Annotated in this window: 17 protein-coding genes; 13 read left to right on the plus strand and 4 right to left on the minus strand. The window is 57.9% G+C overall.

Translation table 11 applies throughout. The annotated features are described in order from the left end of the window. Window positions 1–248: 248 nt before the first annotated feature. The 9 genes from CKA38_RS04930 to CKA38_RS04970 all read left to right on the plus strand — a co-directional run bounded on the left by CKA38_RS04930 (window position 249) and on the right by CKA38_RS04970 (window position 11,945). On the plus strand, window positions 249–1,298 hold the full coding sequence (locus tag CKA38_RS04930; RefSeq protein ID WP_108824495.1) for a tetratricopeptide repeat protein: 1,050 nt from the start codon (window positions 249–251) through the stop codon (window positions 1,296–1,298). Window positions 1,299–1,618: 320 nt separating this feature from the next. Then, a complete protein-coding gene (locus tag CKA38_RS04935; protein WP_108824496.1) occupies window positions 1,619–2,380 on the plus strand; it encodes a 4Fe-4S binding protein in 762 nt (253 codons plus the stop codon). Continuing rightward, window positions 2,377–2,628 carry a LamG domain-containing protein gene (locus CKA38_RS04940; RefSeq protein WP_152032683.1) on the plus strand — a complete coding sequence of 84 codons (252 nt, stop codon included), beginning with the start codon at window positions 2,377–2,379 and terminating at the stop codon, window positions 2,626–2,628. The genes CKA38_RS04935 and CKA38_RS04940 overlap by 4 nt, the downstream gene beginning before the upstream one ends. A gap of 117 nt (window positions 2,629–2,745) precedes the next feature. Continuing rightward, window positions 2,746–4,173, plus strand: coding sequence for a tRNA uridine-5-carboxymethylaminomethyl(34) synthesis GTPase MnmE (gene mnmE / locus CKA38_RS04945; protein ID WP_108824498.1), 1,428 nt, complete (start codon window positions 2,746–2,748; stop codon window positions 4,171–4,173). Between the two features lie 109 nt (window positions 4,174–4,282). Then, entirely contained in the window at window positions 4,283–6,436 is a 2,154-nt protein-coding gene (locus tag CKA38_RS04950) for a tRNA uridine-5-carboxymethylaminomethyl modification enzyme MnmG/GidA (protein ID WP_108824499.1), read from the plus strand. 360 nt (window positions 6,437–6,796) lie between these two features. Next, window positions 6,797–9,097 (plus strand): cation:proton antiporter domain-containing protein, encoded by a 2,301-nt coding sequence (locus CKA38_RS04955; RefSeq protein ID WP_108824500.1) that lies wholly within the window; start codon window positions 6,797–6,799, stop codon window positions 9,095–9,097. A 190-nt stretch (window positions 9,098–9,287) separates the two neighbouring features. Further along, window positions 9,288–9,785, plus strand: coding sequence for a 5-(carboxyamino)imidazole ribonucleotide mutase (purE, locus tag CKA38_RS04960; RefSeq protein WP_108824501.1), 498 nt, complete (start codon window positions 9,288–9,290; stop codon window positions 9,783–9,785). Between the two features lie 92 nt (window positions 9,786–9,877). After that, a complete protein-coding gene (locus CKA38_RS04965; RefSeq protein ID WP_108824502.1) occupies window positions 9,878–11,275 on the plus strand; it encodes an MFS transporter in 1,398 nt (465 codons plus the stop codon). 1 nt (window position 11,276) lies between these two features. Further along, entirely contained in the window at window positions 11,277–11,945 is a 669-nt protein-coding gene (locus CKA38_RS04970) for a ribulose-phosphate 3-epimerase (RefSeq protein ID WP_108824503.1), read from the plus strand. Between the two features lie 84 nt (window positions 11,946–12,029). On the opposite strand, the gene CKA38_RS04975 is transcribed toward CKA38_RS04970, so the two are convergent. From CKA38_RS04975 to CKA38_RS04995, 4 genes are all read right to left on the minus strand, one after another. Beyond that, a complete protein-coding gene (locus CKA38_RS04975; RefSeq protein ID WP_108824504.1) occupies window positions 12,030–12,914 on the minus strand; it encodes a hypothetical protein in 885 nt (294 codons plus the stop codon). A 144-nt stretch (window positions 12,915–13,058) separates the two neighbouring features. Next, window positions 13,059–14,183, minus strand: a complete 1,125-nt coding sequence (gene dnaN, locus CKA38_RS04985) for a DNA polymerase III subunit beta (protein WP_108824506.1) — start codon at window positions 14,181–14,183, stop codon at window positions 13,059–13,061. A gap of 239 nt (window positions 14,184–14,422) precedes the next feature. Continuing rightward, on the minus strand, window positions 14,423–15,343 hold the full coding sequence (pssA, locus tag CKA38_RS04990; RefSeq protein ID WP_108824507.1) for a CDP-diacylglycerol--serine O-phosphatidyltransferase: 921 nt from the start codon (window positions 15,341–15,343) through the stop codon (window positions 14,423–14,425). A gap of 42 nt (window positions 15,344–15,385) precedes the next feature. Beyond that, entirely contained in the window at window positions 15,386–15,739 is a 354-nt protein-coding gene (locus CKA38_RS04995; protein ID WP_108824508.1) for a type II toxin-antitoxin system RelE family toxin, read from the minus strand. Between the two features lie 229 nt (window positions 15,740–15,968). Here CKA38_RS04995 and CKA38_RS05000 point away from each other — a divergent pair, with 229 nt between their 5' ends. The 4 genes from CKA38_RS05000 (at window position 15,969) to CKA38_RS05015 (ending at window position 19,604) form a co-directional block, all read left to right on the plus strand. Next, window positions 15,969–16,250, plus strand: a complete 282-nt coding sequence (locus CKA38_RS05000) for a hypothetical protein (RefSeq protein WP_152032684.1) — start codon at window positions 15,969–15,971, stop codon at window positions 16,248–16,250. 58 nt (window positions 16,251–16,308) lie between these two features. Beyond that, window positions 16,309–16,974, plus strand: coding sequence for a ribulose-phosphate 3-epimerase (gene rpe, locus CKA38_RS05005; RefSeq protein WP_108824510.1), 666 nt, complete (start codon window positions 16,309–16,311; stop codon window positions 16,972–16,974). Window positions 16,975–16,998: 24 nt separating this feature from the next. After that, window positions 16,999–17,946, plus strand: a complete 948-nt coding sequence (locus CKA38_RS05010) for a tetratricopeptide repeat protein (protein WP_108824511.1) — start codon at window positions 16,999–17,001, stop codon at window positions 17,944–17,946. A 317-nt stretch (window positions 17,947–18,263) separates the two neighbouring features. Beyond that, window positions 18,264–19,604: a 3-deoxy-D-manno-octulosonic acid transferase gene (locus CKA38_RS05015; protein ID WP_108824512.1), complete on the plus strand. Its 1,341-nt coding sequence runs from the start codon at window positions 18,264–18,266 to the stop codon at window positions 19,602–19,604.

Genomic DNA, 19,604 nt, shown 5'->3' on the forward strand with positions numbered 1-19,604 from the left:
CCTGTTGCGTCCGGTCATGGTTATAGTGTGTGATTAAAAGTGTGACTGTGATGAAGGAAGGGCGGTTTCGCCGTTCCGCGCGTCAGCGAGATTCCGCCAACCGCCGCGCTTTGCTGTTTTTCTGGCCACTCTTTTAATCACGCCCCATCACATTCATTCGCACTTCGCATGCTTGCGCGGGTCTCAAGCTTTCCCAACTCTTCAAGCCGGTTTCGGTTCTCAACTTTTTTCCAACAGTTTTTCAACGAATGACTTTGCCGCGTTTTTTTTCCACATTCGCACTCACCTTTTTGCTCGCGGGTGTTTTTTCGGGATGCGTCACCCGCGCCGAGCTGCCGCCCGCGATTGCCGCGCCCAAGGAAGCGGATGCGCCACCGCCCGCGCAATTTGTTCCCGTGCCGGTCAAACCCAAGCAACACCCGCAACTCGACACCGAAAAAGCCGATCGTGAATTGCGCGAAATCGTAGCCGCGCAAAATACCATTTTCGCCGAGGCCGAGGCGGCGGGCGCCAGTTTTGACCGCGACAGCTTTCGCTCAAAACTGCAGCAGCTCACTCATCGTTACGACCAGTTGCTCCGCCTGAATCCCAATTACGTGCCGGGCTGCGTCGCCTACGGGCTCCTTCTGGACAAAATCGGCATGAGCCGCGAAGGAGCCGCGTTCATGTATAAGGCCAACGAACTCGACGACAAAATCCCCGTCGTGAAAAACCAGCTCGGCAATTTCTGCGCCGAGGAGGGCCGCCCGCTCGAAGCCTACATATTCTACAACGCCGCCATCGCGCTCAACGCCCAAGAGCCGCTTTATTATTATCAACTCGGCACGCTGCTCGCCGAGGCGCGCGATATTTTTCTGAAGGAGCAACCCGAAATGTGGTCGCGCTCGACAATCGACCGGTCCATGCAAGCCGCCTTCCTGCAAGCCACCGAGCTCGCCCCCGGCGACTGGCGCTACGCCTACCGTTACGGCCTTTCGTTTTACGACCTCCAAACCGGCGAGTGGGAGGCCGCGTTGCAATTCTGGGAAGTCTTCGAAACAAAACTCAAGCCCGGCATCGAGCAACAAGTCTGCCGCATCCACCAGGCAAAAGTCCTCGGCCAGCTCCGCCGCCTCAAGGACGCGCAAACCAAACTCGACACCGTGACCGCCAATGAGCTTTTAACGCAAAAAATGTCAGCCGTGCTGGAAATCGACGCCTTGCGCAAAAAAGGTGTCGCCGACCAAAGCGAACCAGCAAAGGAAGAGCCTAAAAAAGACGAAGTGCAAACTGACGCGTCCGCCAATGCGAAAGAGTAACGTTCCCGAAGTAAAACACGGATAACCAAAACCGTGGGGCGCTCCTGGCGCGCGCCCTTTTCGCGCTTCTGGTTCTCGGCTCGCCCAGCGTGCGCCACCTGCCGGGGAAAATTTAAAATTACCGGCGATTGGTATTATATATGATGCGCGTGCCGCCGATTTTTCGGACATGGGGGCGCGCACCAAGCGCGTTTCCATCACGCACAAGGCCGGACAATCACACCATATATTTTCCCGACTTAATAATATCTAAAGGTTCGGTTGTGTAATCTTCATGCGCATTCAACGCGACTCATGTGAAACCTATACGAATATATGATATGAAAAATCTTTCCTTCCGCTTTAATATTCAGATTTTAAGGACAATTTCGCAGGTCTTGTTTTTTGCGCTGTCATTGCTCCTTGTTGGAAGCAACCGAACAGTCGGAACCGTTTTGTTTGCCTTGGTTTTTTTCATCGGGGTATTTTTCTGCGGTTGGGTCTGCCCGTTTGGTTCGCTTCAGGAGTGGATTGGAAAACTCGGGGACATGTTGAAAATAAAAAAACGCCGCTTGCCGCAAAAGTTTCAGCGAATTTTTCAGATCACGCGTTATGTGATTTTTGCACTTTTTATATATAAAATATTTTATGCCCCACTAAGGGCTCGCGCGACATTCGGGGAAATACTTACGGAGGGATTTTCCAACGTCACGGTGGCGGCTCTTGTCATCCTAATGGTGATTCTGGTGCTCTCGCTGTTTATTCATCGCCCGTTTTGCAATTATTTTTGTGAAAAAGGCGCCTCTTACGGACTTTTTAGTGTTCTCCGAATTTTTTCACTGAAAAAAGATGCGTCCAAATGCGTCAACTGCCGCAAGTGCGACAAAAATTGCCCCATGAATGTGGAGATATCCCGGACGAATTTCGTTAGGCATCCGAATTGTATCAATTGTTTCCAATGCATGGGCAATTGTTCCCGAAAAGCTATAAGCTACGGAATTTTTAAACTTTCAAAAAGTAATACAACCTCTCAAACAAAAATATATAAATGCGCCTGCGCTGGAAGGCGAAGCTTCGCGATGCCGCCCTCCGGCACATCATGATCTTTTGCGCGAGGCCGCCGGTGTTGCCGGTCAAAACCGGCGAAGAGTCTGAATTGCTCGCAACGATCACACCGGAGTGGAATTCCGTGCATCTGATTATTCGCGGCAACACGCTTGTTCACATGGTCAATGGACGCGTGATGAGCATCACCATTGATGATGACGCCGACGGCCGCATAGACATGCGAGTGCACACAGGCCCGCCTATGAAGGTCGAATACTGGAGCATCCGGTTGAAACGGTGGTGATTTCAGGCGCGGGGGCGCCGCCCGGGCCGCTCAATCCATTTTCGGCGCGGGTGTGGAAATAATTTGAAGTCATTTCGGATTTCACTCTTGGCCGCGCAGTGTCCACATTGCACGGATATGATTTCCAACCGCGACACCATTGCCGCACTCGCCACGCCGCTCGGCACATCGGCAATCGCCATCGTGCGCGCGAGCGGGCCGGATTGTGCCGCCATCGCCCGCGACGCGCTCGAACTCCCCCACCCTCCCCTGCCCCGCGTCGCCACCCATGCGGATTATCGCGACCGTTCCGGCGCGTTGCTGGATGATGTCGTCGCCATCTATTACGCCGCGCCCAACTCTTATACAGGCGATGATATTCTCGAAATCTCCTGTCACGGAAACCCCTTCATCGCCCAAAAAATCTTAGAAGATCTTCTCGCTCGCGGTTGTCGCCCCGCTGAGGCGGGCGAGTTCACGCGCCGCGCTTTCGCCAATGGTCGCATCGATTTGAGCCAGGCCGAGGCAGTCATGGACCTTATTCACGCTCGCAGCGAAAGAGCATTAACAGCTGCCAACCAACAACTTCGTGGTTCACTTGAACGCCATCTCGACACGCTCACCGAGAACCTCCTCTCCGCCCTCGCCCGCATCGAGGCGTATATCGACTTTCCCGACGAAGACCTTCCGGCGGAAGATCGCGCGATTGTCAGGCGTGGCATTGAGGAGCTCTCGAAAGGCACGGCGCGCCTCCTCGCCACGCAACACTACGGCGAACTTTTGCGCGAAGGCATCCGCACAGTCATCATTGGCGAACCCAACGCCGGCAAAAGCTCCCTGCTCAATCGACTCGTCGGCCAGGAACGCGCACTTGTAAGTGCCGAACCCGGAACGACTCGCGATTTTATCGAAGAACGCCTTCACATCGGCCCGCACTGCCTGCGACTCATTGACACCGCCGGCTTGAACCCCTCCCCTGCCCCGCTCGAAAAACTCGGCATGCAAAAAACACTCGAACGCGCAGCCGAGGCGGATTTGTTCCTGCTCGTGCTCGATGCCACCCGCCCGCATCCAAACTTGCCGCCGGAAATTCTGGAAAAACTATCACAGGAAAACGCCCTGATTGTCTTGAACAAGATTGACCTCGTGCCCGTTGCCGGGGCGGCAACGGGAAATTCCAAATCTCTAAATTCCAAATCCCAAACAAATCTCAAATTCCAAATTTCAAATTCCAAAAACAATAACATAACTCATTTTTGTGAAACAAGTTGCGTGACAGGAGAAGGATTGGATGCGCTTGAAAAAGCCATTATTGATCGCGCCGAGACGTTTCGCCGTGACCAAGGCGATGAGATTATCGCGATCAACGCCCGTCATGCCGACGCCCTTTCGCGCGCCCAAACCAGCCTTGTCTCCGCCCTCGCCCACCTCGATGCCAACGGACCCGTCGAGTTGCTCGCCGCCGATCTTCGCGCCGCGCTTGATGCCTATGGTGAAATCGGAGGCCGCATTGACAACGAGCGCATGCTCGACCACCTCTTCGCAACTTTCTGCATAGGAAAATAAAACCGTAGGGGCGCACCTTGCGTGCGCCCTGCTTCGCAAACGACACTCAAATTCTCACCCATAAATTCAACCAAAAAGGGCGCACGCAAGGTGCGCCCCTACCCTTCCATTGATCTACAATCCATCCAATCCATTTGATGTCATCGTCTGCGGGGCCGGTCATGCCGGCTGCGAAGCGGCGCTGGCCGCCGCCCGCATGGGGGCGCGCACCCTGCTTGTCACCGGCAATCTCGACACTGTTGCCCAGATGTCGTGCAACCCCGCCATCGGCGGACAAGCCAAGGGGCAAATCGTGCGCGAAATCGACGCGCTCGGCGGCGAAATGGCTGTCAATACCGATGTTACGGGAATTCAATTTCGCCTGCTCAATGAATCGAAAGGCCCGGCGGTTCAATCTCCCCGCGCCCAATGCGACAAAAAAGCCTACCAGTTTCGCATGAAGCAAACGCTGGAACTCCAGCCCAATCTGCAACTCTTCCAAGCCACTGTCACCGCCCTCACCTATGCCCTGCCCTCCCGCGACCGCGTCACCGGCGTGCAGACCAATCTCGATATCGAGTTTCTCGGCCATACGGTGATCGTCACCACCGGCACGTTTCTGCGCGGACTCATGCATATCGGCTCAAACAAAAACGAAGGCGGTCGGCTCGGCGATTTCAGCGCCCTCACCCTTTCCGCCAGCCTGCTTGAAGGCGGCATCGAGCTTGATCGCTTCAAAACCGGCACACCCTGCCGCGTGCTCGGGCGAAGCCTGGATTTCAGCAAGATGCAGCCGCAATACGGTGACGCCTCCCCGACCCTTTTCGGATTTTACGACACACGTGACCCTGAGGACTTGTTCCACGTGGAACAAGGGAATGCGGAATGCGGAATGCGGAGTGCGGAATGCTTGACTTCGCCATTTCACGGTGAATTAGGCAGGGCGAACCCTCCGGGTGAGCCGATAACTGACGGCTCACCCGGAGGGTTCGCCCTACCCAGTGAAAACGAGGGCGCGCGCGGAGCGCCGTTCCACGTGGAACAGCAGAAACTTTGGCCATTCAAGCGTCCCGGCTGGAAACCCGGCGGTGAGCAGCTTGCGTGCTGGATGACTTACACGAATGAGCGCACAGCCTCGGTTGTGCGCGCCAATTTGCATCGCTCGGCCATGTATTCCGGGCAAATCGAGGGAATCGGACCGCGTTACTGTCCGAGTTTTGAGGATAAGATCGTTAAGTTCGCCGAAAAGCCGCGACATCTGCTTTTTCTCGAACCCGAGGGCCGCACGACCGACGAGTATTACATTAACGGGCTTTCCACGTCGCTGCCGTTCGATGTGCAGCTCGAAATGGTGCATAGCGTGCCGGGACTCGAAAACGCCGTCATCCTTCGTCCGGCCTATGCGGTCGAATACGATTACGCGCCGCCAACCCAGCTTTATCCGTCGCTTGAATCGAAGAAGGTCGAAAATCTTTTCTTTGCGGGCCAGATCAACGGCACTTCGGGTTACGAGGAGGCGGCAGGGCAGGGGCTTGTCGCCGGAGTGAACGCCGTGCGCAAACTCCGCCAGCAAATCCCGCTCGTGATCAGCCGTCACGAGGCCTACATCGGAGTGCTCATCGATGACCTCGTGACCAAGGGCACGAACGAACCTTACCGCATGTTCACGAGTCGCGCCGAGCATCGCCTGCTCTTTAACCACGGCAGTGCCGAGTTGCGACTTATTCATCACGCCCGCGAACACGGCTTGCTCAGCGCCAGCCGGATTGCGCGCATCGACGAGAAATGCCGCCTGGTCAAACATTGGATCGAGCAGTTGGAAAAAACACGTCCACCCGCGGGCAGCGGGGTGGGGCAGGGGACTTGGGGCGATATTATCCGGCGAGGCGGAACGGGTAGGGCGAAGCCTCCGGCTGAGCCGCAATCCGATGCGGACAAGTTAAATGGCGATTTGAAAAACGGCTCAGCCGGAGGCTTCGCCCTACCATCGGAATTGCTTGAACAATCCCAACCCATTCGTGATGAAGTTTTGTATCGCATTGCGTATCAAGGATATTTGTCACGCGAGCAACGCCAGATCGAAAAATACGCACACATTGAAAAGATCAAGATTCCGCCCGAAATGGACTTCTTGAAAGTGCGCGGCTTGCGCAAGGAATGTGCCCAGAAACTCCAGCAATTCAAGCCCTACACCTTGGGCCAGGCGAGCCGGATCAGCGGCATCACACCGGCCGATATCAATATTTTGATGGCGCTGATTGAGTCCGGGCGGCTGGAGGCGTGAGTGTGAATGGGGACTACAACCAGCCGCATTAACGGTTTACCGGTTAACTCCCTCATCCTTTTCATTTGATAGTCAACTGTCCGACGGGGTGTAACGTGCCGTCAGGATCCGCATACTCCAAATGATAAACGCCTGATGATAGCTTCGGAAGGCGCAGTTGATAGCCACTTCCGTCGTTTGGCGCTGGCAATTTTGCACGGTCTTTTCGCAGAGAGTGGTTGTTTTCAGACACCGCTTGCGACGCCCCGCGCACACAACACAGCTGACAGAAGGTCGACTTGGCAGTCCGCGCTACGTCGCTACGGTGCTTGACGATTTCGGCGGGGTGGGGTCGAGTCGTTGCTACTCAATCTAACCATCATGGACCAAGGGATTTTTTTAATACAGGACCTCGCCTTGGTGCTCGTTGTCGCCGCAATCGCCGGGTGGGTTTGCCAGCGCATCGGGTTGTCCGTCGTTGTCGGCTACCTGATGGCGGGCATGCTCATTTCGCTGCATCCGTTCACCGAGCCGATGCTGCGGGACCCGGCTCGTATTGAACGGCTTGCGCAAATGGGCCTGGTTTATTTGATGTTCGGGATCGGGTTGCGATTGAGTTTGCGACGATTGCGACGGCTCGGGCTTTCGGTGATGCTGGCGGTGTTTGTCAGTGCGAGCACAATTTATTACATCACGCGCATGGTGGCGACGGGGGTGTTTGCCATGCCGCCGATGCAGGGGCTTTTTCTTGCGGGCATGCTGATGGTGTCGTCATCGGCAATCATCAGCAAGGTGCTCGAGGAAACGGGCGGCGCCCACGAACGCGCGGGACAAACGGCGATGGGCGTGGTGGTGCTTGAGGACGTCGTCGCGGTGATTCTCGTGGCGATGCTCAACTCGGTCGCGAAATTCGGCGGCACGCAGGAGGCGCACATCGGCAGCACGCTGGGCACGTTTGCGATGTTTGTCCTGATGGCGAGCGTGGCGGGGTTGCTTTTTGTGCCGTGGCTGTTGCGCAAGCTAAGCATTTCGGCGAGCGGCGAATTGCAGACCGTGGCGGTGGCCGGCATTTTGCTCGGGCTGGCGCTGGTGGCAAACGAGGCGGGATATTCGCTCGCACTGGGCGCGTTTTTGCTCGGCATGATCGTGGCGGAAACACCGCAGCGCATTCAGGTGGAGCGCACGTTCGAGGGAATGACTGATGTGTTTTCGTCGGTGTTTTTTGTGGCGATCGGACTGCAAATCGAACCGGGACTGTTAATTTCCTCGTGGAAAATGATCGTGGCGGTCGCGGCGCTTACGATTGTGGTGCGCACGTTTGCGGTTTCGTTCGGACTGTCGTTGATCGGCACGCCGATGCGCAATGCGCTCCGGGCCGGCTTGATGGTGACGCCCATCGGCGAGTTTTCCTTCATAATTGCGCAAGTCGGTGTCACGGCAATGCTTGTGCCAAAGGAATTTTATCCAATCGCCGTGGGTGTTTCGCTGCTGACGACCGTGTGCGCGCCTTCGCTGACTCGCAATGCCGGAAAAATCAGCAAGTGGATTGTCGACCGCCTGCCCGGGTGGATGCGCACGTGGCACTCGTATTACAACACGCAGCTCGACCGCATGAAAATGCGTCGCAAGAAAAACGTGCTCTGGCAGTTGAGCCGCAAGCGCATCATTCAGGTCGCCGTGGAGGTGCTCATGGTCACGGGCGTGATGGTTTTTTCGCGTCCGCTGCTCGGGTTGCTGACGGACTGGCTCGGCGAAGACTGGCTGTTTCCAAACGGGCCGTTCGTGCTGTTCTGGCTGCTCATGATGGTCGTGGTGCTGGCGCCACTCGTGGCGTTGTGGCGAAATCTTTCCGCGTTGAGCCTGCTTTACGCGCAAGTGCTCGTGCCGCGGCGCACAACCGGATCGCATCGTTTGCGGCCCGTGATGGAGGCAATGTTCAAGATTCTCGCGGCCACGATCATGTTTGTGTGGTTTATCACACTGTTGCCGTCGATACCCGGCACGCGCTGGTTCCTGCTCACGAGCGTGCTCGCGGCGGCCGTGCTGCTGTTCATGCTTCGTCGCAGGTTGATTTACTGGCACAGCGAAATGGAGTCCGAACTGCACTCGATGCTCAACCATCCCGCGCAGCTGGGTGTGGAAACCGCGGCGCCCTGGCTTGCCATGCGCGACGATTGGGGCATCCGCGCGACGAGCTGCACGTTGCCGGATCTTGTTGATTGCCAAGGAAAACGAATCAACGAATTGGATTTGCGCGCACGCTATGGCTGCGTGATCACCGGCATTGAGCGCCAGGGTGTGATGATTCCCCACCCGAGCCCCGATGAGGTGCTTTATCCGCGCGACAAGGTTTTGTTGATTGGCACCGAGGAACAAGTGAGCGAAGGCAAAAAAATGCTCACCGCCGTTTCCGGCCGCGCCTACACGGCTGAATTTGACGATGTGCGCATAGACACATTGCTGGTGCCGCCGGCCAGTCGCGCGGCGGGAAAGGACTTGCGTTCGCTCGCGCTTGCGCAGACGCACCGCGTGCAAATCCTGGGCATACGCCGTGAGAACCGCCGCATACTCAATCCCGACGGGAACGAAGTGCTCATGGCCGGGGACGAACTGCTCGTGATAAGCACGCCCGACGAGTTGCGCGCGTTCAACGTCTGGCTTGCCGAGCCGGGCGAAGGGTAGGGTGTTCCGAGCAAAGCGACCGTTTGACACCGTTCCGTTGAGCCGCAATCGCCACCGCCCACTTCCCGCTATTTCGGCGCGCCCGGCGAGCGCTTCCCACCAGCGAAAACCAATCGCGTGTTGCTATTTTTCCGCGGGACGCTACGCATTTTCGGCTTCACCCACGTTTTAGCCTGAGATTTTTCCCAAAATGAAATCCGAATCCGCCGCTCCTCTTGTCGCAATTATCATGGGTAGCCAGTCCGACTGGCCCGTGCTCGAAAATGCCGCCAAGACCCTCGCCGATTTCGGCGTCGCCCACGAAGCGCGGGTCATCAGCGCGCACCGCACGCCGCACGCCGCATTCGAGTATGCGACATCGGCGCAAAAACGCGGCTTGAAATGCATCATCGCCGGCGCGGGCATGGCGGCGCATCTCGCGGGTGTCATGGCCGGTCTCACGCAACTTCCCGTGCTCGGCGTGCCGATGGAGTCGCCGCAGTTGAAGGGCATCGACTCTCTTCTTTCCACCGTGCAAATGCCGGGCGGCGTGCCCGTGGCGACATTCGCGATCGGCAAGGCCGGCGCGGTAAACGCGGCGCTGTTTGCCGTGTCGATGCTCGCGCTGAACGATGAGAGCCTTTCAAAGTCGCTCAGCGATTTCCGCGCCGCGCAGACGAAAAAAGTGCTGGATATCAAACTCGACTAAACGCCTTTCCCCGCCGTTGTCCTGAAACGTGCACCTCCGCGCCGCCTGCCGCCGGCGCGATCCCATTTAATTAATCCCCAAACAAAAAACACATGACCCCCGAACAGGCCAAGCGATTCAAATACTGGCAGACACGCACGATCATCGGCACGATGGTCGGTTACGCGCTCTATTATTTCGTGAGGAAAAACTTCAGCCTCGCGATGCCGGGACTGGAGGCGGACATGGGCATCACAAAAGTGCAGCTGGGATTTTTCCTGACATTGCACGGCGTCATTTACGGATGCTCGCGCTTCGTCAACGGCTTCATCGCCGACCGTGTGAGCGGGCGCAAGTTCATGACGCTCGGGCTCGTGCTTTGCTCGCTGGCCAATTACGCGTTCGGATTCAGCGACACGTTCGCGCGGTTGACGACCGGCATGTCGAGCGGCGCGCAATTTCTTGCCGCCACCGTCGTGTTCATGGGCGTCATTTGGGTGATAAACGGCTTTGTCCAGGGCATGGGCGTCCCTCCCGTCAACCGCCTGCTGACCCACTGGATTCCGGCCAGGGAGCTGGCCACAAAAATGTCCGTCTGGAACACGTCGCACTCAATCGGCGCCGGGCTCGTGGTCATTCTTTGCGGTTACCTGATGACGCATTTCGGTGTCGGCGCGTGGCGGCTGTGCTTCTTTGTCCCGGCAACGATTTCGCTTTGCGGCGCCGTCTGGCTGTGGTTCACGTTGCGCGACACGCCCTCCTCGCTGGGGCTTCCCGAGCTGACGAACACCACCACCGCGGGAAAAGTCGAAAAAACGGACACCAAATCGCCCGCATACAGGGCCTTCGTCCGCAAGCAGGTTTTCGGCAACCGCATCATCTGGACGATCGCGTTCGTCAACTTCCTCGTTTACATCGTCCGCTTCACCATTCTCGACTGGGGTCCGACGCTCCTCAAGGAAACCAAGGGCGTATCGCTCGCCTCGGCGGGCTGGATGGTCGCCCTCTTTGAAATCGCGGGCATCGTGGGAATGCTCGTCGCCGGCTGGGCAACGGACCGGTTCCTGAAAAGCCGCGCCCATCGCACCTGCGTGTTTTGCATGATCGGCGCCGCCGTCTCGATGCTCCTGTTCTGGAAAATCCCGGCGGACGCGCATCCCATCGCCACCTTTGTCGCGCTCTGCATGGCGGGCTTCTTCATCTACGGTCCGCAAGCCCTGCTCGGCATCGCCACCTCCAACCACGCGACCAAAAAAGCCTCCGCCACCGGCAACGGCCTTGTGGGACTCTTCGGCTACGCCAGCACGGTGATCTCGGGATTGGGCATCGGCTACATGGCTAAAAATTACGGCTGGGATCACACGTTTGTGGCGCTGCTCGGCGTCGCCGTCGTCACAATCCTCGTTCTGCTGACCATCTGGAACATCAAGGCCGACAGCTATGAGGAGGCCGAAAAACTTGAAGCCGAAATCGCCGCCAAATACAAAGACGGAAATCCCTTAACGAACTAAAATGGAACGAAAAATCTCCGTGTCATTAATGTGCGCCGACCTGTTGAACCTGGAGTCGGAAATCAAGCTGTTGGAAAAATCCGGCGTGGATTACCTCCACATGGACATTACCGACGGGCATCTGGTCCCGAACCTGACATTCGGCCCCGATTTCGTGACGGCGATGCACCGCGTCAGCAACACGCCGACCGACACCCACCTCATGGTGAAGGACCCCGCGCTAATCCTCTCCAAGCTAAAAATCCGCAAAGGCGACATCCTCTCCGTGCATGTGGAGCTCGACTGCAATTTCGCGGCCATGAGCAAAACCGTGCGCGACGCCGGCGGAAAATTCGGCCTCGCAATCAATCCCGAAACTCCGATCGAGGCGCTCGAACCCTGGCTCGCCATCACCGATGTCGTCATCCTGATGCTTGTGCGTCCGGGCTTTGCCGGCGGCAAACTGATCGACGGCATCCTGGACAAAGTGCCCCAAACGCGCGCCTATCTCGATGCGCGCGGCCACGCGAACACACTCATCAGCGTCGATGGAAGCGTGAGCACCGAACGCGCGCGCCTGATGGCCGGCATGGGCGCGAACATATTCGTCGGCGGCACCACGGCGGTGTATCGCCCCGGCCAGCCACTCGAGCAATCCATGCGGGAATTTCGCGCGGCGATATCCGAATAGGCGCAACGCAGCGCGGGCATTACAGACTTGGCAGTCCGCGCTACGATGGGCTTTGCCCTGCCAAAATCAAACTGCCGACCACGCTCACGAATACCGCATGCTTTTGCCGAGGTAGTTGAGCGTCCAGAGTTCCTTCCACGTGCGGTAGCGGCCGGCGTTGGTGATGCGGCCTTGCTCCTCGCGTTGAAGCGGTGTTGTCAGGAAACCCATCTCGACATTGAGGCGCTCGATCATGCGTTGGTGCGCGTTGGTTTCCTCCAGCGGATCGCTGGTGTGCGGCACCAAGGTCTCGTCATTCTTTTCGAGGCGGTTTTTGTGACGCTTGAGCAACGATGTCAGCGAGCGAATCCATGGTCTGCGCTCAACAAACCAGTTTTCCGGATAAAACCCGGCGTAGGGCATGAAGGTGTTGTCGGTCACGTAACGGCATCCGTCGGCGGTCAGCGTTGAGAGTCCGATGATCGTCGCCATTCCATTGGTTTTTGTTTGCGGCAGAAAGGTGATTTGAAGGCGCGTCGCGGTCGAGGCGTCCTGGTATACGGAAATGCGCACATACACGCTGCCCATGACTCGCGCGCGCATTGAGCACAGGTGGACAAAACCGTTGGCGCGAATCTCCTCCCGCATTTTGAGGAATCGTTTTTGTGTGGGCCATTCCTCACCGGATTCGTTGGGTTCGTAATTCGGGAAAAGCGGCAGTTCGCTGTAACTGTATGCCTTGATCGCCATCCAGTTGTAGAGCGTTTCGCCGAGGAACCAGATCAGCGCGAACATGATCACCAGCATCCAATACGGATGATCGAGCATCAGCAATCCCTTCAGCACATACGCGCCGCCGGTGGAAAAAATCCCCCAGCGCAGCCAGCGGTTTACCAGCGCGATGATCGGCGACGCCTCGGTCCGGTTGATTTGAATCAACACAAGCGAAACGACCATCGCGAAGACAATGATGTATGCGGCGTTTTCCATCGTGGAAATTCTCGGCTCTCAACTTCGGATTTTCGATTGCGCGCATCCGCGCGACCGCAATTTCAAAATCGGAGCACCAGCTCCTCAATTCAAAATCGAGTTCCGCGCGAAACGAGATTCTGCCATCGAAAATCCAAAACTTCCTCAGCTCATGCGCACAGGCATGATCACGCAAATGAAGCTGTCGAGCGTCTTGAACACGCCGGGGCTCACTTCGTCTTTCACCTCGAAGAAAACCTCGTCCTTTTCAAGCGCCTTGAGCGGGTCGAGTATGAAGTTCGGGTTGAAGGCAACTTGGAGCTCGGGGCCGCTGTAAGCAATTGCCATGTGCTCGTGGGCCTCGCCGAAATCGGGGCTTTGCGCCATGACTTCGAGCTGGTTGGTGCTGAGCTTGATTTTGACCGAGTTCGATTTGTCGCTGCACACGAGTGCGGCGCGGTGCACGCACTGGTGGAAGAGCTCGCGCTCCAGCTTGATGCGCTGGTGCGTTTCCTTGGGAATAACCTGGTTGTAATTCGGGTAGTTGCCCTCGACGACTTTCGAGTAAAGGTAGATGTTGTCGAGCAGGCCGCTGGTGTCCTTTTCGACGTTGATTTGGAAGGAGGCGCGGCGCTCGTTGAACGAAACCTTCACCTTTTCGCCCTTGTCCAGCATGCGAAGAAGCTCGGCGACGGTTTTCGCGGGAACGGTGATGTTGCCGGCGGCGTCCTCGGGGATTTCCATTTCCTTGCTCATGAGAGCGAGGCGGCGGCCATCGGTCGCGACAACGGAAAACTTGCCATCCTTGAAGTTGAAATAAACGCCGTTGAGGATGTAGCGCGTTTCGTCGGTGGATTGCGCGTAGGCGACGTTTTTGAGCATTCCAATGAGCTCGGCCTGATCGAGCACGAAGGATCTTTCGTTGCTGAACTCGGGCAGCGGGGGAAATTCCTCCTTGCCGATGCCCATGATGCGAAAGTTGGAGCCGCCGGAGGTGAGCTTGACCTGATGGCTCGGCGAGGCGTCGACGGAAACATCGATGTTGGGCAGTTCGCGAACGATTGTGGCGAGGCGCTTCACGGGAAGCGTGACAGTGCCGGGTTGCGAAACCTCCGCCTTGATTTTGCAGCGGATGCCGAGGTCGAGGTTGGTGGTGGTGAGCGAGATGGAGTCCTTTTCAGCCTCGATCAGCACATTGCTCAATATGGGCATTGTGGCCTTTGAGCCTACGACATTAAGGACTTGTGCGAGTCCGTTGCTGAAGTGATCGCGGTTGATCTTGAATTTCATATGATGTGGGATGGTGACGAAACAGGAGCGACTTTGAAAGGATTAACAAATGGTAAATACTTACTAAATCAATAAAGAATGATATCCGTATTATTATGGTGTGTGAAAAACAGGCACAAGCTGGTTTTTCCCCAGTGAAAACACCCCCAAAAAGGCCTGTGAACAAATGTTGAAAGGCGGGTTAATAAGCGGGTGGTTGTTCACAAAAGGAAGTTGTTGGAAAGTTGCGGGCAGGTTGCTCACACAGTTGTTCGCTTGTTGGAATCGGCTGCCGCGGGGGCGGTTTTGTGGCCGAATATCTTTCGTTTTATGTGCCGCAGGATGCCGAAGAGCAGAAACGCCACGCACAGGCCGAGAAACGCAAACTCGCGGTAGTAAATAACAAACCCAACCACAATGAGCAGGATGATGAAGTAACGCACGCGTATGCGCGTTTGCATGCCAAGGTTTTTGCCGCTCGGAAAACGAATCGTGCTCATCATCAAAAACGCGACCAAAAGCATCAGGACGGGCAGCCCGAGCGAGATGACCTTGAGCGATTTTTCGGATTCCGTCAGGCGCATGAGGCAGAGAAGCGTGGCGGCCACGGTCGCGGCGGCGGTCGGCACCGGCAGGCCGATAAAATCCTTGTTGGAATCCTTGGCTCCCCGGTGGAGCAGGGGATTGGTGATGACGTTGAAGCGGGCCAGGCGCATTGCGGCGCAAAGCAGGTAAATGAAACCGACAGCCCAGCCGATGCTGCGAAACCAGGGAATGCCTTGCGTGGGCGAAAGGATGAAAAAGAAAACCATCATCGCCGGCGCGATGCCGAACGAAACCACGTCGGCGAGCGAGTCGAACTCGGCGCCAAAAAGCGATTCGCGACCGCCCATGCGCGCGAGCCGTCCATCGAGCGAATCAAACACCGCCGCGCCCAGAATCAGAAAAACGGCAAACCTGTAATAATCGTAGGACGAGTAGCCATTGTAGAGCCCATCGGCGCCGTATTCGGCGAAACGCGCGAAGATGCAGCTGATGAGCGACGAGAATCCGCAAAAAAGATTCCCCGCCGTCATAAGGTTGGGCAGAAGGTAAATCCGGCTGGCCTGCGTGACATTGTAAGGGTCTCGCGGATCGGCATCAACGGGCGACTGCGGGTTTGTCGGTGAATCTTGCGACATGGGAAGGGAAGGTGGAAAAGGCGTCGGAACGTCGCGACTGCTTTATTTTTTCGTAAGCGTTTCGAGATATTTCCAGAACTTGGAGTGCTGTTCAACGAGTTGCGACTCGGAAACGGGAAGTTTGTTGCGCAAAAGAAAATCCTCCAGCGAGTTTTTGTGGAGGATGTAAATGGTGTGGAGCGTGCTGCCGCGCACCTCGAAATAAAAACGGAACTCGGCGGCGCGCAACCGGTAGAGCGTGTTTGTGCCGCGGGTGAAGCGGCTGAGCGGTTCGCGCGGATTGGCGATGTCGGACGGCTTGAGATTGCTGATGGGCAGGATCACTTCCAGCTGTTGGAGTTTGTCGAGCTTGTTGAGCTCGGCCATCGCTTGTTCTGAAAAGGTGACTTGATACATTGGCGTTGAGTGTGAAGCGCGTGTGGAAAAGTGCGCCTACTCTCGGGGGTGCTTTCACGCATTGCAAAGATTTTCCGCCGCGCCCGCGCCGCCGGTTTTCGGGGCATAACGCCGCCGTGGCGTCTCCGCGGCCAAAACGAAACCGCGCCGATTTCTTCGATTGAAGCGGCGCCGTTTCGCGTTTTTCCTTTTCGCAAAACAAAGTCCGCACACACAAACAACCATCCGCATGTCCGCAACCATTCCTCTCCTATTGATCGCCAGCATTTGTTTCGCCGTGATTTCGATCGTGATCTTCTTTGTCCACCAAAACACGCGCAAACGCCAGGTCGCGGCCGCGCGCGCGAACACCCGCAACGATGCCGCGCCCGTTGTGCTCGATCTCGGCGGACGCCTTCCGGCAAAACGCCGCCGCCCCTGCGGACGCCATGGCGAGGGAGGCGGCAACTGCGACGATTGCGAGCACAAGCACGAGCACGGCGAACACGAACACAACCATTGCCAAAAATAACTCCTCCCACATCTTTCAGTCCTTCAGCCTTTCAGTTTTTCAGCCCTTCCCTCCACTCATGCACAAACCGATCCTCGCCCCGTCGATCCTTGCGGCGGACCACGCAAACCTCGCGGCGGGAACCGCCGTGGTCGAAAACCTCGTCCGTCCGCAAGAGCTCGCGTGGGTTCACCTCGACATCATGGACGGGCATTTCGTGCCGAACTTTTCCTTCGGCCCGCAAACCGTGGCGGCGCTTCGCCCAAACTCGCGCCTCTTCTTCGACACGCACCTGATGCTCGACGAGCCGCACCGCTACATCGAGCCATTCGCCAAGGCCGGCGCCGACCTCATCAGCATCCACATCGAACCGCAATACGACCACGCCGGCACGCTTGCGCGCATCCGCGAACTCGGCTGCCAGTGTGGAATCGTTCTCAACCCCGGCACGCCCGCGACCGCCATCGAGCCGCTGCTTACGCAAGTCGACCTCGTGCTTGCGATGACCGTGCAGCCCGGTTTCGGCGGGCAAAGCTTCCGGCGCGACGTGCTTCCGAAAATCACGCAAATCGACACCTGGCGCCGCGAACGCGGCTTGGGTTTCCGCCTCGAAGTGGACGGCGGCATCGACCTCAACACCGTCGTCGAGTGCCGCGCCGCGGGCGCCGACACTTTTGTCGCAGGCACCTCGTTCTTCAACGCCGCCGACCGCGCCGCCTTCGCCGAAAAAATCTCGGCACTTTAACACCCGCCTCCTTTCTCAAGCACAATGAATCTCCGCATGCCCGCCGCAAAACTCGCCTGCATCGCCCTTGCCGCTTTCGCGATGCAGCTCGCCTCGCCCGCCCAGTCCGCCCTTGAAAAACGGAACGAGGCCGGTCTCGCCCAAGCGGAGCAACAACTCAAAAACGCGCAAACCGACGAGGCCAGGCTCGCCGCGCTCAATGAAAAATCGCTCGCGCTGGCCAAGCTCGGGCGTTCCGCCGAGGCGCTTGATGTCATCCGGCAGGCCGAGGCGCTCGCGCCGGACGACCTGGGCGCGCAGGTGAACAAGGCGATCATTCTCGATTCAAACGAAGAGCATCAGGCCGCGCGCGCATTATACGACAGCCTTCTCGGAAAATTCCAGGAATGGCGCGGCGAGCGCGCGAAGAGCATCAGGAAGGGTGAAAAACCCGCCAAGTCGGACGGGGATGCCGGCATGCGCGCCATCAGCACGGATGCGCCGATGCACTCGGCGCTCAACTACGCGCTTCTCGGAAACTACAACAAGGCGCTCGCGCAACTCACCCGCGATTTTGAGATCCAGCCCCGCATTTCCATGCTGAGCAAGGACGGCGACTACGCCACGCTCTGGCGCCTCTGGCTCACCGCCAAAAGCCGTTCGGTCGACGGACTCCGCCCCGACACCGCGATCACGACCCTGATCCAAACGGCAAACGTCTCCACTCCGTATCACGAGGAAATGCTGCGCCTCTGGTGGGGCAAGGGCCACTGGCAGAGAATCCTGGCCGCCATCAACGGCATGAAAATCAGCGACGAGGAAAAGGAAACCTTCCTCACCGAGGCGCATTTTTTTGCCGCGGGATATTACCGCTACATGAAGCGCGACACCGAAACCGCGCTTGAGCTGCTCGATGCCGAAAACGCGCGCCCGTTCAACGGCTGCATCGAACGCCTCTTCATTCGCAAGGAAATCGGCGAGCTGAAAAAATAACAGGTGCCGCGGCGGATTGCGCACTACGCAAACGGAGTGTGATTAAAAGTGTGCCTGAAATGAAGGTGGGGCGGTTGGCAGACTGTCGCTAACCGCTCGAAACGCCGTTACCGAGCGCAAGCGACATCTGCCAACCGCCGCGTTGTGGGTTTCTCTCAATCGACGCCCACGATTTTCGGCGCGCTCGGCGAGCACGCCCCACCCATGACGTCGTGTTTCCGGTCACACTTTTAATCACACTCCGCGCAAACCCGCCCGCGCACTTTGTCTTGCATCATGTGCGCGGGAAAAGAGTCTTGGCGCTGTCAAAACCACCGATGATCTGGGTTTACCGCATACTGTTTTTTCCCGCGCTGCTCTTCATGCTGCCATATTACCTGCTGAGGATGTGGCGGCGCGGCGGTTACAAAAGCGGTTTCTCGCAACGGTTCGGCACGGTGAATCTGCCGCCCAAAAACCCCGCCAAAAAACGCGTGTGGTTGCAGGCGGTGAGCGTCGGCGAAATGCAGGCGATCTCGCCCTTGCTTCAGGCGTTGAAAGCGCGCGGCGACGTGGAGGTTTACCTGACAACCACAACGAGCACGGGCCACAAAATCGCGCTCGACCGCTACGGCGAAAAATCCGGCCTCACAATCGGCACCGGCTATTTTCCGCTCGACTGGTGGGCGTTTTCCGCGCGCGCATGGCGGCGCGTGCGCCCCGACTTGGTGATCCTGATGGAGGGCGAGCGCTGGCCCGAGCACATCGCGCAGGCGCGGCGGCGCGGCGTGCCCGTGCTGGCAGTGAACGCGCGCCTTTCGGACCGCAGCTACTCGCGAATGAAAGCATGGCGCGCGGTGGCGATGCCCCTTATGCAGCGCGGCATCACGCGCGTGCTGGCGTGCTCGGAAATCGACGCGGAGCGCTTCCGCGAACTCGGTTTCACGGCGGAGCAAGTCACGGTGACGGGCAACATTAAATGGGATGTGACCATTCCGCTGATGAGCGCGGAGGAACGCGTGTCGCTGCGCGCGGAGATTGGCCTCGGCGCGAACGCAAACGAACTGATCCTGCTCGGCTCGTCAACATGGCCGGGCGAGGAGGATGCGTTGCTGGAGGCGCTGCGCGCGATTCGCGCGGCGGGCATCGCGGCGCGATTACTGCTCGTGCCGCGCCACATGGAACGTCGCGGCGAAGTCGAGGCGCTGCTGCAAAAACAGACAACACCAGCAGGGGAAGACACCGCGCCAACCTGGCATTTTCGCTCGCGTGGCGCCGCGCCGGGCGTGGTTGACATTGCGGTGGGCGACACCACGGGCGAGTTGAGAAAATTCACGCAACTGGCCGACCTGGTTTTTGTGGGCAAAAGCCTTCCCCCGCACACGGAAGGCCAGACGCCCGTCGAGGCGGCGGCGCTTGGCCGCGCAATCCTGTTCGGCCCGGGCATGGGCAACTTCCGTGAAATCGCGCGGCGGCTGACCGATGCCGGCGCGGCAAAGGTTGTGCATAATCGCGAGGAACTTTGCGCCACGGCGGCGCGCATACTTGGCGACGCCGATGCGCGCGCAAAAATGATGACCGCCTCAACCGAATGCTACCGCGGCAACCAGGGTGCCGTCGCGCGCACGCTCGAAATCATCGAAAAGACACTGGGAATGCCGAACCGAGGTTCGGCATGA

This window comes from Ereboglobus luteus, assembly GCF_003096195.1.
GTDB lineage: Bacteria > Verrucomicrobiota > Verrucomicrobiia > Opitutales > Opitutaceae > Ereboglobus > Ereboglobus luteus.